Source organism: Mycobacterium sp. UM_CSW (genome assembly GCF_000455205.1).
In the GTDB taxonomy this organism is placed as follows: Bacteria; Actinomycetota; Actinomycetes; order Mycobacteriales; family Mycobacteriaceae; genus Mycobacterium.
The window spans coordinates 1-11,878 of the sequence record NZ_AUWQ01000100.1; the positions used below are offsets into that span (position 1 = coordinate 1).

Below are 11,878 nucleotides of genomic sequence, written 5' to 3' on the forward strand. Positions count from 1 at the left end.
GGGCGGCGGCGGGGGTTGCGTCGGCAACGTCTGCGGCGGCTACTAACACGCCGGTTACGGCGAAGACTTGCTCCCAAGCCGGTGGGGTCATGTGAATCTGGCCCCGCCGGCTGAGCAATATCTGGGGTCCGCCCTTTTGACCTAACCTTGGGCGGCTTGAGTTATGGTTCTCCGCAACTCGACCGCAAGGGGACCCCAATGGGCAAGCTCAGGTTTGGATATTTCATCGCCCCGTTCCACCGGGCAGGCACGAATCCGACGCTGGCCTTGCAGCGCGACCTGGAGTTCGTCGAACACCTCGACGCCGTCGGCTTCGACGAGGCATGGATCGGCGAACATCATTCGGCGGGCAGCGAGATCATCAGCTCCCCGGAAGTCTTCATCGCCGCGGCCGCCGAACGCGCCAAGCGCATTCGCTTTGGCACCGGGGTCATTTCGCTCGCCTATCACAACCCGCTTTGGGTCGCCGACCGGTTGATGCTGCTCGATCACCTGACGCATGGGCGCATCATCGGCGGGATGGGACCCGGCTCATTGCCGACGGATTCCGCGATGATCGGGCTCAACCCCACTGACACGCGCGAGCTCCTGGAAACCAACCTCGACATCGTCGTGCGGCTGCTGGCGGGGGAGACCGTGAGCGCGAAAACCGCCACGCATCAGCTCTTTGACGCCAAGTTGCAGCTGGCACCCTACTCGGACGGCGGGATCCCGCTCGCGGTCGCCGCGGTCGCCTCACCGACCGGCGCACGGCTGGCCGGCAAGCACGGCATCGGGCTGTTGTCCATCGGGGCGACGCTGATCGTCGAGGGCTTCGACGCGCTGTCCTATCACTGGGGCATCGTCGAGGAGCGCGCCGCGGCCTTCGGGACGCAGGTCGACCGCAAGGACTGGAGCCTGGTCGGGCCGATGCACATCGCCGAGACGGACGAGCAGGCCCGCGCCGATGTGAAGTTCGGCATCGAGTCGTGGTTCAACTACTTCCAGAAGGTCGCGGCCTTCCCGCAGATGACCATGCCGGGGGAGCAGCTTGACGAGATGATCGACATCATCAACGAGAGCGGCGCCGGGGTGATCGGCACGCCCGAGCGGGCGCGGGCCCAGGTGCAGCGGCTCTGGGACCAATCCGGCGGGTTCGGCTGCTTCCTGCAGATGGGCCACGAGTGGGCCAATCCCGCCGCCACCAAGCGGTCCGCCGAGCTGTTCGCCGCCGAGGTGATCCCGCACTTCCAGGGTCAGGCCCAGCCGACGCTGGACGCCGCAGCGCGCGCCGGTCAGGTTCGCGAGGGCCTCGCGCAGTCTCAGCTGCAGGCCGTCGAGCACATGGCCAAGAAGTATGAGGACGAACTGAAAAGCAAGTAACCGGCCGTGAAACGGTAGTCGCGGCGCCAGTCTTCGATGATTACGTAGGCCCCCAGGGTTTCCTGCGCTTCCAGCTCTTGGTGTCGCGGTCGTACTCCAGAATTCCAAGAACGAGCACGGCTCCCGCTAGGACGCCGCCGCCCTCAATAAGACTCACGAGAAACCACCAGCCTATCGAGTTTGGGGTATAGGCGGTGTCGCCATACACATGAACATCCAGTGATGTTCCGGCCTCGATATAGCTGGGGACTGGTGGCTCTATCGGGCCACTCTGCGACTGGCCGCCGACGTCCCACGTGCCCGTGCACTCGTACCCGCCATTCCCAGGGGAAACCGCAACAACACGACTTGCAACAACGCCACTTGCGCCACCGCGACTTGCACCAGCGCCGTGGCATTCAACGATTTTCGCCGTCGTCGGTGAGCCCGCGAGATACCCGAAGGCATCGCATGCACCCTGGCCGAGGAGCCACAGCCCGAAACCCCCCAGGGCGATTGCCGCCAACCATCGACCCATTCCGATAGAACGGCGACCACGATCAGGTTCGTTGACGGCCATCACCGGGAGCTTATTGTCAGAGTGGGTTTTTGGCGCCTCCACTTCCAGGGTCAGGCGCAGCCGACGCTGGACGCCGCCGCGCGCGCCGGGCAGGTTCGCGAGGGCCTCGCGCAGTCGCAGCTGCAGGCCGTCGAGCACATGACCAAGAAGTACGAAAGCGAGAAAGGCAGCTAAGGGTTCTCCGTCGTCACCGGGTTGGGGGTCGCCGGGTTCGTTACCCCGGGAAGCTGCCCCGGCCACGGCGGCAGCCCGGTGTTCGGTTCAGACGTCGGCGCCACTTCTACCGGAACGCATTTTTTGGGGTGGAGCGCGTTTTTCCATGCGCCGGGCGGGTTCGGCGCGGCCGACAACGAGCCGTCCGGGCAGCGGAACGAGCATGAACCCTCCAGCACCCCGAGCGGGGTGATGACCGAGGCGCTGAACAGCAAGATGTTGACGCCGCCCACACCCTGCACGGCGCCGCCGCCGTACTCGCAGTGCCAGCGACTACCGTTCTCCTCCACCGGGAAATCGCACCAGTAGTGGTAGGCCCCCATCTCCATGCCCGACCCGCCCACGCCGGGGTAGTCGCACAATCCCGGGCCCGGTACGTTTCCGCCGATATCCGCCTGTGCCACCGGAACACTCAGAACTAGCCACGCGGCGGCCGCAATGCCGAAAATAACGAATCTTTTCATTCGCCCACCTCTTCGAAGCAACGGATGCGCACCGCCGCATCGTGGGCAATTACCCGCTCGGGCAAACCAACCACGACGCCCTTAGTATTTGGCCTCGGGTGTCTCGTTTAAACCTTTTCGATGCCCAATAGATCTCATATGCGAGCGACAGCCCTTTCTCAGGCCACGGCTAACGACGGGGCGGATACATGAACGATGACAAGCACAGCCCCCGCTCGTCGCCGGCGACCGCGAATGGTGCGACTGGTTTTGGCAGGGGCCACGACCCTGGCGATGCTCGCGCTGTTCGATGCCGCGCGCCCCGACACCTCACACGCCGCGATCGGACCCATGCGCCTGACCGACGTGGCCCTGTCGGCTCCCGCCGCCGGCCCCTTCGGGGGCCTCGCCGCCGACGACGACGACTGGGCCCAGCAACAGGCCCAGCAGCAGGAACAACTTGCGCTGCAGCAGATGCAACAGTCCATGCAGCAGGCCGAGCAACAGAACGAAGCGGCCCAGCAGCAGTTCTTACAGGACATGCAGCAGGCGCAGACGACCGAGCAACAGGCCAACAACCCCTGAGATGGGTGCGTTACGCGTCCCGAAAAGCCTTGCGCGCCAAGCTAATCGTTACCGCCCGTCACGTGATTCGCGTTCGGCCGCCTTCACCAGCCGGCCCGAAAAAAACCGGACGGCGCCGCCGAGCGCCGCCCGCATCACCGGTCCCGTCCCGGGGACTCCCTCGACGAACGCACCGGTCCAGCGAATGTCGGTGCCGCCCGCCGGATTCGGCGTGAATACCACCTCGCCCGAGTAGTCCTTGGCGGGGCTCGGCGGTCCGACCAGCTTGTAGGCGTGGCGGTGATCCTGCTCGTAGGCGACGGTTTCCTCCTGCACGAGCAAGGGCCACATGCCCACCTTGCGAATCGCTCCGATGCCGCCCGGCGCCGGATCGCCCTGGCGCGCCCAACTCGACTGAAGGATGACCGGCTTGGCCCACTTCGACCAGTTGGCGCCGTCGACCACCAGCCGGAACAACGTGGCCGCAGGCGCGCTGCTGGTCCGGTTGATTTCGAACGAGAACTTACGACCCGACATCCCGACTCCCTGAAGATCGCTGAGTGACCCGGATGGCACTGCCGCGTACCATACCTCCGCCACCTCGAACACCACCCCGAAGCGTCGTTTCTCTGCGGGGCCTCGCGCCGAGCGCGATCATTCACGGTATGGCTCGGCGGTTCGCGTGTCTCGCGGTCTTGCTGTTGGTCGGCGCCTGCGGCGGCGCCCGCGGTCCCGGGCCCACCACCACGTCGGCAACCGATCACGCCGATGCGGCCGCCCGCAGCCAGAGCGTGCTGGACGACGCGATCAAGGCCGGCGCGCCGGGATGCTCGGCCGCGGTCGGCGTCAAGGGAAAGGTGGCGTGGACGGGCGTCCGCGGTGTCGCCGACATGTCGAGCGGCAAGGCCATCACCGCGCAGACGGTGTTCGACATCGCCTCGGTATCCAAGCAGTTCACCGCCACCGGGCTGCTCCTGCTCGTCGCCAAAGGCAAGCTGGCCCTCAACGACCCGGTGTCCCGCTACCTGCCCGAGCTGCCGACCTGGGCGGCCACCGTCACGCTGGCGCAGCTGATGCACCAGACCAGCGGAATCCCCGAGTACGTCGGGCTTCTCGAGGCACAGGGATATCAGATTGCTGACCGCACCACCGAGGACCAGGCCCTGCAGGCCCTGGCCGGCGTGCCCAAGCTGGAATTTGAGCCCGGCTCCCAATTCGAGTATTCCAACTCCAATTACCTGCTGCTCGGCGAGATCGTCCGCCGGGTCGCGCGGCAACCGCTGCCGCAGTTCCTCACCGAACAAATCTTCCGTCCGCTCGGGCTGGCCATGATTCTGGACCCCACCGGCCCGATTCCCGACAAAGCCGTTCCCTACGAGAACAGCAGCGGCGGTTACCGGGCGACCCAATCTGGTTGGGAGCAGGTCGGTGACGGCGGAATCCAAACGACGCCAAGCCAATTGGTCGGGTGGGCCGACAATTACCGAACCGGCCGGGTGGGCGGCCCCGCGCTCCTCGACGCGCAACTGGCCGGCGCGGTGCCGACCGAACCGGGTGGCGCCGATCGGTACGGGGCCGGCATCTATCTGATGGCCAACGGCACGCTCGATCATGACGGCGCATGGGGTGGGTTCGTCACGGCATTCCGCGTGAGCAAGGACCGAAACACATCCCTGGCCATCACCTGCAACACCGACAAGCAGGACCCCGAAACCCTGGCCGACTCGTTGGCCAAACTGTGGATGTAGTTGCCGGTCAGCTCTTTTCGGTGAGCCCGGTGACCGCGCGGCCGTCGTCGAGTTCGACCGTCGTCAGCGTCGCGGGCGCGGGAAGGTCCGCCAGCAGCCGCCCCAGCCCGGCTTCCGAAACCCGGAACAGCTCGCCGCGCGACGACGCTCCCGGTCCGGGCTTGGCGGTGACCCAACCGAGGTGGCGGGCGCCCAAGAGTTCGAGTCGCCGGCGCAGGGATGCAAAACCGAATAGCGCCACCTCGCAGCCACTTTCGACGAGCAGCGTGGGTGGCGCTCCGCTGAGGCGGGCGGCGATGTCGATGGCGATCTGGTCATGGAACGCGGGCACCACGATCATCACGCCGAACGGGCCACCGCCGGCCGTCGCCACACCGGGAACGGCGACCGCGGCCATGTCGAGCAGGTTGCAGAAGTTGGTGTAGGTGCCCATGCGCCGGTTGATCGAGAACGGATCGGCTGCGACGTCGGCCAACGCGGGGTGTTCGGTCGTCGTCGGGAGCAGCAGCGCATCGAAGCCGGCGAGAAGGTCGGCGGCGGCGACCCGCGCTCGGGCCAGCGCGTCGGAGTCCGCGGCGAATGCGGCGCCGGTGATTTCGCGTCCCGCGGTGATGATCGCCGCAACATGCGGGTCCGCGCCCGCGGGCGCGGTGTCGAGAAATTCGCCTACCGCGGCGTATCTTTCGGCGACGAACGCGCCGTCATACAGCAGCAGGGCCGCATCCAGCAGAACCGAGACGTCGACCGGCTCGATGCTCAGCCCCGCGTCGGAGGCGCGAATCACGCTGTGCTCGAACGCGTCTCGGTACGGGTCGCAGAGCGCGGTGAGGTTCGCGGCTTCCGGGACCGCCACCCGCGGTGTGTCGGGTGCGGCCAGGCGGACGTCGGCCGGCCAGGTGCGGCTGCGGGCGTCGCGGGAATCGACCCCGGCCATCACCCGCGCCGCGGCGGCCGCCAGGGCGAGGTCCGCCGCGAGCACCGAGACGGCGTCGAAGCTCGGGCAGGCCGGAACGACCCCGTGGGTGGGGACGATGCCGAGCGTGGGTTTGATGCCGACGATCCCGTTGAGCGCGGCCGGGACCCGGACCGAGCCCGCGGTGTCGGTGCCGATGCCGATGTCGGCGATGCCCAGCGCGACCGCCACGGCTGACCCTGAACTGGAGCCGCCGGCGACCAGGTGAGGATGGCGCGAATTGCGCACGGCGCCATAGGGACTGCGGGTGCCGACCAACCCGGTGCCGAATTGGTCGAGGTTCGTCTTGCCGAGCACGACGGCCCCGGCGCCGCGGAGCCGCTCCACCGCCGGCGCCGTGCTCGCGGGCCGGTAGGCGAATTCGGGGCAACCGGCGGTGGTCGGCAGGCCCGCCACGTCGATGTTGTCCTTGACGGCGACCACCCGCCCCGCCAGCGGAAGGCTCTCTCCCGCGGCGAGCCGCCCTTCGACCGCGTCGGCGTCGGCCAGCACGTCGTCCCGCGCGCGCAGCGTGATCCAGACTTCCGGCCGGTCGACTTCGGCGATGCGCCGATACGCGGCGTCGACGCGCGCGCTGGGAGAGCCCTGCACCGAGGCTGGCGCGTCAGATGACATACGGCGCAATGAGGACCATGGCGCTGGCGACCGCGAAACCGATCAGGAAGGCGATCACCGTAAAACCCATCACCTGGCGGACGTTGAGCTTCGCGATGGCGAGCACCGGCAGCAGCCAGAACGGCTGAATCATGTTCGCCACCCCCTCACCGACCGCGACCGACATCGAGGTCAGCCCGAGGTAGGCCGGCGAGTGCTGGCCGATGGCCAGCGCCGAGTCGACGGCGATGGGTCCCTGCACCGCCCAGTGGCCGCCGCCGGACGGCACGAACAACGAGATGATGACCGACCCGACGAACGTCAGGAACGGCAGCGTGTACTGATCGGCGCCCCGCACCAGCGCCTCGGCCAACACCGTCTGCAGCGCCTTGCCCGACCCGGTGGGCAGATAACCCAACAGACCGACGATCCCGCCGTACAGCGGATACTGCAGCAGCAGCGGGCCGGACACCTTCGCCGCGCCCGAAAACGCCCGGATGAAGCGAATCGGCGTCCGGTGCAGCAGGGCGCTGGTGATGGTGAACAGCATGATCATCGACGAGATGTTCAGCGCGAAGCCGCTCAGCACGAAGTACGTGATGCCCGCGACGAACACGATGACGTTGAGGATCCACAGGTTTTCCAACCACTCGGCAAACGTCCGCTTGCCGTCGGGCGCGGGTGGCTCCGGCTCCTCGTCGAAGACCGCCGGATCGGGCTCGAGACCGTCTCGGGGCGCCATGCGCCAGATCGCGACCGCGAGCAGGGCGACCATGGCGATGACGGCGACCCAGTTGTAGGGCTGGAAAACCGTCAGCGTCAGCGGGACGGTGATCCCGGCGATCTTGTGGATCACGTTGATCGGGCTGGTCGTGTCGGTGTTGGCAAGCGCGATCGATGACGACAGGCCCTGCGTCCAGACGATGTAGCCCATGAACCCGGTCGCGATCAGGTAGCCGAAATGCGCGCCCCGCAGGCGTTTTGCGACCTGGCGCGCCACCAGGGCGCCCGCCACCAAACCGAGTCCCCAGTTCAGCAAGGAGAAGACTGTGCTGACGCCGAAACACAGCAGCGCCCCCTGGACCTGGTTCTTCGGCTTGCTCGCGAGCCGGACGATGGCGCGCTTGAGGGCGGGCGCCTCGGCCAGCGTGTAACCCGTCACCAGCACGAGCACCATCTGGAACGCGAAGGTGAAGATGTTCTGCGGTCCCCACACCCCGCCGTACCACGCCTTGAGGATGCCGGAGGCCGACGCACCCCGGACGAGCAGCGCCACCAGCGCCACGACGATGAGCGTCAGGATGACCGCGAACAGGTAGGGGTCGGGCATGACGCGCTCGACGTAGCGGACGCAGACCTCGGTCAGCCGCTGGATCAACCCGCGTCGTTCCGTTGCCCGACGCTCTGTTGTGGTCATCTGTCGCCCCTATCTCCCCGTTCCCGAAATCCCCGCCCAAGGCAACCCCAATTTTGTTGCGGCCGGGTGAATTAAGCGGCACCCGACCGCGATGACAACCGAGGTTGCCAGTAGTCGCCGGCCCGCCGCGCGGCACACGCGGAAATTGGCATCCGACTTTGCGATGAGTTTCGGCGACGGAACCTGTCTATACCTGTAGTTCGATCGATACACAATCGGCGCCCCCGCACCCCGTGCGGGGGCTTTTCGCTTGAGAGGGGCTTGTCATGGCTTTGGCAGAGGACACACTCGGGGACAAAACGGTCTTGGTCACGGGTGCCAACCGCGGCATCGGTCGGGCTTTCGTGGAGGAAGCCCTGCACAGGGGCGCCGACCGGGTGTATGCGGGCACGCGAGACGGTTCCTCGTTTCCCGACGAGCGAGTGGTCCCCGTCGCGCTCGACGTGACCGACGCGGCACAGATCCGCGCGGCCGCCGCCGCGGCGGAATCGCTTGACGTGCTGATCAACAACGCCGGCATCGCGCTCTACGACGACCTGAGCGATCCCGCGGTGCTCGAACGGCACCTGGCCGTGAACCTGTTCGGCACCCATGCGGTGACGCGGGCGTTCCTGCCGGCGCTGATTCGTTCCGGGGGAGCGGTGATCAACAACCTGTCGGTCAACGCGCTGGCGCCGCTGCCGATCATTCCGGCGTACTCGGTCTCCAAGGCGGCCGCGCTCAACCTCACCCAGTCGCTGCGCGCCGTCCTGGCGCCCCAGGGCGTGCGGGTTTTCGCGGTTTTCACCGGCCCCGTCGACACCGACATGAGCCGCGAACTCGACATCCCGAAAGCCACCCCGCGGTCGGTGGCGGCGGCCGTCTTCGACGCGCTGCAGCGCGGCGAACAGGACATCTTCCCCGACCCGATCTCCCAATCCATCGCCGCGGGCTGGGACAGCACCCCGGCCAAGGAGCTCGAGCGTCAATACGCCCAGCTGCTTGCGACGGCAACGCCGGCATAACACCATCACCAGGAGGACGAGATGAACAACCTATCCGGCCAGACCGCACTCATCGTGGGCGCCAGCCGGGGCCTGGGCCGCGGCATCGCAACGGCCGCGGCCGAAGCCGGCGCCTCGGTGATCGCCGTGTCCCGCACCGCGACGACGTTTCCCCAGCCGACCGACGGCGCCGGCAGCATCGAAGCGGTGATCGCCGATGCGGCCGACCCATCGGTGCCCGGCACCCTGCTGGATCGGTACGACCCGCAGGTTTTGGTGCTGGTGGCCGGGGCAAGCCCGCTACCTCGCCCGCTGCAACACCACACCTGGGAGACGTTCTCGGCCAACTGGAACACCGACGTGCGCATCGCCTTCCACTGGCTGCGCGAGGCCCTGCTCAAGCCGCTGCGCCCCGACAGCCGCGTGGTGGTTTTCAGCAGCGGTGCCGCCCTAGCCGGATCCCCGCTCAGCGGCGGGTACGCCGGCGCCAAGGCCACCCAGCGTTTCATCACGGGCTACGCCCAGGACGAGGCGAACCGCGCCGAACTCGGCATCAGCTTCACCGCCCTGATGCCCCGCATCACCCCGCTGACCGAACTCGGCCGCCCCGCCGTGCGGGCGTACGCGGCCCGCGAGGGCCGATCCGAGGAGGAATACGTCAAGCAGCTCGGCGAACTGGTCGACCCCCAGGTGGCCGGCGCGGCCGTCGTCGAGCTGGCGCAGGCCGACACGGACACCGTCGCCGCGGGCTACCTACTGACCGGCGCGGGCCTGCAGAAGATCGCCTGAAAGACCTTCCACCACAACCGAAAGGCTAGAGAACATGCAAACGCCCCCGATCGTGTCGGCGCAGGAATGGGAGGCCGCGCGCCAGCGGCTGCTCGCCAAGGAGAAGGAGCTTGTCCGGGCCCGCGACGCGCTGGCGGCCCAGCGCCGCCGGATGCCGTGGCTTCTGGTGGACAAGCCCTACCAGTTCGACGGGCCCGACGGCAGGGTGAGCCTGCTGGACCTGTTCGGCGGCCGGCGTCAACTGGTCGTCTACCGGGCGTTCCTGGAGCCGGGGGTGGACGGCTGGCCCGACCACGCGTGCCGCGGTTGCTCCATGATCGCCGATCACGTCGGCAACCTGGCGCATCTCAACGCGCGCAGCACCACCCTGGTGTTCGCCTCCCGCGCCGGCCAGGCCGACATCGAGCGGGTGAAGGACCGGATGGGGTGGCGGATGCCGTGGTACACCATCACCGACGACTTCGACCGCGACTTCGGGGTCGACGAGTGGCACGGCACCAACGCGTTCATCCGCGACGGCGAACGGGTGTTCCGCACGTACTTCATCAACAACCGCGGCGACGAGGCGATGGGCACGACCTGGAGCTACCTGGACATGACCGCGCTTGGGCGCCAAGAGGATTGGGAGGATTCCCCGGAAGGCTACCCGCAGGGTCCCGCGTATGCGTGGTGGAACTGGCACGACGCGTACGGCGATCAGCCGGCGCAATGGTGGGAGGACCCCGAGCCGGGCGAGCGGAATCCCAACGATCCCCGGCCGTCGCGCAGCGGGTCGTGAAAGGCTTTGGGCCATGCCGGACGTCAGCGTCGACGATTTCGCCCAAGTCGCCGAGCGGTACCGATCCGAGTTGCGGGCGTACTGCTATCGCATGCTCGGATCCGTCGACGAATGCGAGGATCTGGTTCAGGACACCTACCTTCGCGCGTGGCAGGCCTACGAGAAGTTCGAGGGCCGCTCCTCGGTGCGGTTGTGGCTGTACAAGATCGCGACGAACACGTACCTGAATGCGTTGCAAACGCGCAAGCGGCGTCCGCTGCCCTCCGGGCTGAGCGCCCCGGCCGACAGCCCGACGGCCGCGCTGGCCCCGGCGCAATCCGAGATCCCGTGGTTGCAACCCGCCCCCGACAGCCTGCTGTACGGCGCCACCGACGATCCCGCGGTGGTGGTGGCGGTGCGCAGCAGCGTCCGCTTGGCGTTCGTCGCTGCGCTGCAACACTTGTCGTCGTTGCAGCGCGCGGTTCTGGTGCTGCGCGACGTATTGGGTTGGCAGGCCGGCGAAGTCGCCGAGATATTGGAGACCTCCACGCCGGCGGTGAACAGCGCGTTGCAACGCGCCCGGGCGCGACTGGCCGAGGCCGGCCCGACGCTCGACGAGCTTGGTGAGCCCGCCGAACCGGAGCTGCGCGGCGTTCTGGACCGCTACATGGCCGCCTTCGAACACGCCGACGTCGACCAACTGGCGGAACTGCTGCGCGCGGACGTCGAACTCGAAATGCCGCCCATCCCAACGTGGTTCACGGGTCGGGAGGCGGTACGCGGATTCATTGCCCGGGTGGTGCTGCATACGCCGGATCAATGGCGGCTGGCCTACACCCGCGCCAACGGCGCCCCGGCGTTCGCCATGTACCGGCGGGCGGCGGACGGGTCATTCCAGGCTCACGGCCTGGACGTGCTGTCGCTGGCCGGCGGCCGCATCTCCCGCATCGTCGCCTTCAACGACGCCACGCTGGTCGCCAAGTTCGGGTTGCCCGAGACGTTCCCGGGCTGAGGGTCCGGACCGTGTCCGACACCGACGAACTCCGCGTTATGGCCGAGGCGACCCGGTACCTGTTCAGCAACCTCCTCTTGGTTCGCGAGGCAGACCTCTCGGCGCCGACGCCCTGCACGGACTGGGACCTGCGCCGGCTGCTGGGCCATGTGCGCGGCTCGCTGAGGGATGTCGCCGACGTGCTGGCGGCGCGCGGCCCAGCCTCCGGGCGGGCGGCGGCCGATGGCGATCCCACCGATCCCACCGATCCCGTCGCCGCATTGCGGGTCGCGATCGTCGACTTGCTCCTCGTGTCGAACACGGAACCCACGACGGGCCGGTGGTGTGAAATCTATGGCCGCTCCCTTCCCGCCAAAACCGTTGTCCACGTTGGGGCGATCGAGATGGTGTTGCACGCGTGGGACATCGCCCAGGCGTGCCGAACCCATCGCCCCATTCCGTCGGATGTCGCCTCGGCGCTGTTG

13 protein-coding genes and 1 pseudogene are annotated in these 11,878 nt (G+C 67.8%); 9 read left to right on the top strand and 5 right to left on the bottom strand.

Features of this window, described 5'->3' with window-relative positions:
* Positions 1-198 precede the first annotated feature (198 nt).
* On the top strand, positions 199-1,362 hold the full coding sequence (locus N415_RS26185; protein WP_068187972.1) for an LLM class flavin-dependent oxidoreductase: 1,164 nt from the start codon (positions 199-201) through the stop codon (positions 1,360-1,362).
* Positions 1,363-1,402: 40 nt separating this feature from the next.
* On the opposite strand, the gene N415_RS31705 is transcribed toward N415_RS26185, so the two are convergent.
* A complete protein-coding gene (locus N415_RS31705; protein WP_152531585.1) occupies positions 1,403-1,921 on the bottom strand; it encodes a hypothetical protein in 519 nt (172 codons plus the stop codon).
* A gap of 39 nt (positions 1,922-1,960) precedes the next feature.
* Here N415_RS31705 and N415_RS31710 point away from each other — a divergent pair.
* Positions 1,961-2,095, top strand: a pseudogene (locus N415_RS31710) (LLM class flavin-dependent oxidoreductase); the annotation flags it as partial.
* Here N415_RS31710 and N415_RS26190 read toward each other — a convergent pair.
* Entirely contained in the window at positions 2,092-2,598 is a 507-nt protein-coding gene (locus N415_RS26190; protein ID WP_068187974.1) for a hypothetical protein, read from the bottom strand. The pseudogene N415_RS31710 and the gene N415_RS26190 sit on opposite strands and share 4 nt — an antisense overlap.
* 234 nt (positions 2,599-2,832) lie before the next feature.
* Between N415_RS26190 and N415_RS26195 the strand changes: the two genes are divergently transcribed.
* A complete protein-coding gene (locus tag N415_RS26195; protein WP_068187976.1) occupies positions 2,833-3,162 on the top strand; it encodes a hypothetical protein in 330 nt (109 codons plus the stop codon).
* Between the two features lie 48 nt (positions 3,163-3,210).
* Here the strand turns inward: N415_RS26195 and N415_RS26200 are convergent, their stop codons facing one another.
* Complete coding sequence (locus N415_RS26200; protein ID WP_068187988.1) at positions 3,211-3,678, bottom strand: SRPBCC family protein; 468 nt, start codon at positions 3,676-3,678, stop codon at positions 3,211-3,213.
* Positions 3,679-3,806: 128 nt separating this feature from the next.
* Between N415_RS26200 and N415_RS26205 the strand changes: the two genes are divergently transcribed.
* Positions 3,807-4,889: a serine hydrolase gene (locus tag N415_RS26205; RefSeq protein ID WP_068187978.1), complete on the top strand. Its 1,083-nt coding sequence runs from the start codon at positions 3,807-3,809 to the stop codon at positions 4,887-4,889.
* Positions 4,890-4,896: 7 nt separating this feature from the next.
* Here N415_RS26205 and N415_RS26210 read toward each other — a convergent pair whose 3' ends face one another.
* Complete coding sequence (locus N415_RS26210; protein ID WP_081665532.1) at positions 4,897-6,477, bottom strand: allophanate hydrolase; 1,581 nt, start codon at positions 6,475-6,477, stop codon at positions 4,897-4,899.
* Positions 6,467-7,873 carry a TIGR00366 family protein gene (locus N415_RS26215; RefSeq protein WP_068187982.1) on the bottom strand — a complete coding sequence of 469 codons (1,407 nt, stop codon included), beginning with the start codon at positions 7,871-7,873 and terminating at the stop codon, positions 6,467-6,469. Before N415_RS26215 ends, N415_RS26210 begins: the two co-directional genes overlap by 11 nt.
* A gap of 266 nt (positions 7,874-8,139) precedes the next feature.
* Between N415_RS26215 and N415_RS26220 the strand changes: the two genes are divergently transcribed.
* The 5 genes from N415_RS26220 to N415_RS26240 all read left to right on the top strand — a co-directional run.
* Positions 8,140-8,877 (top strand): SDR family NAD(P)-dependent oxidoreductase, encoded by a 738-nt coding sequence (locus N415_RS26220; RefSeq protein ID WP_068187983.1) that lies wholly within the window; start codon positions 8,140-8,142, stop codon positions 8,875-8,877.
* Positions 8,878-8,898: 21 nt separating this feature from the next.
* Entirely contained in the window at positions 8,899-9,645 is a 747-nt protein-coding gene (locus tag N415_RS26225) for an SDR family oxidoreductase (RefSeq protein WP_068187984.1), read from the top strand.
* A gap of 34 nt (positions 9,646-9,679) precedes the next feature.
* Positions 9,680-10,423 carry a DUF899 domain-containing protein gene (locus N415_RS26230; protein WP_068187985.1) on the top strand — a complete coding sequence of 248 codons (744 nt, stop codon included), beginning with the start codon at positions 9,680-9,682 and terminating at the stop codon, positions 10,421-10,423.
* A 13-nt stretch (positions 10,424-10,436) separates the two neighbouring features.
* Complete coding sequence (locus tag N415_RS26235; protein WP_068187986.1) at positions 10,437-11,414, top strand: sigma-70 family RNA polymerase sigma factor; 978 nt, start codon at positions 10,437-10,439, stop codon at positions 11,412-11,414.
* An 11-nt stretch (positions 11,415-11,425) separates the two neighbouring features.
* A partial coding sequence (locus tag N415_RS26240) for a maleylpyruvate isomerase family mycothiol-dependent enzyme (protein ID WP_152531586.1) occupies positions 11,426-11,878 on the top strand: 453 nt, incomplete at its 3' end.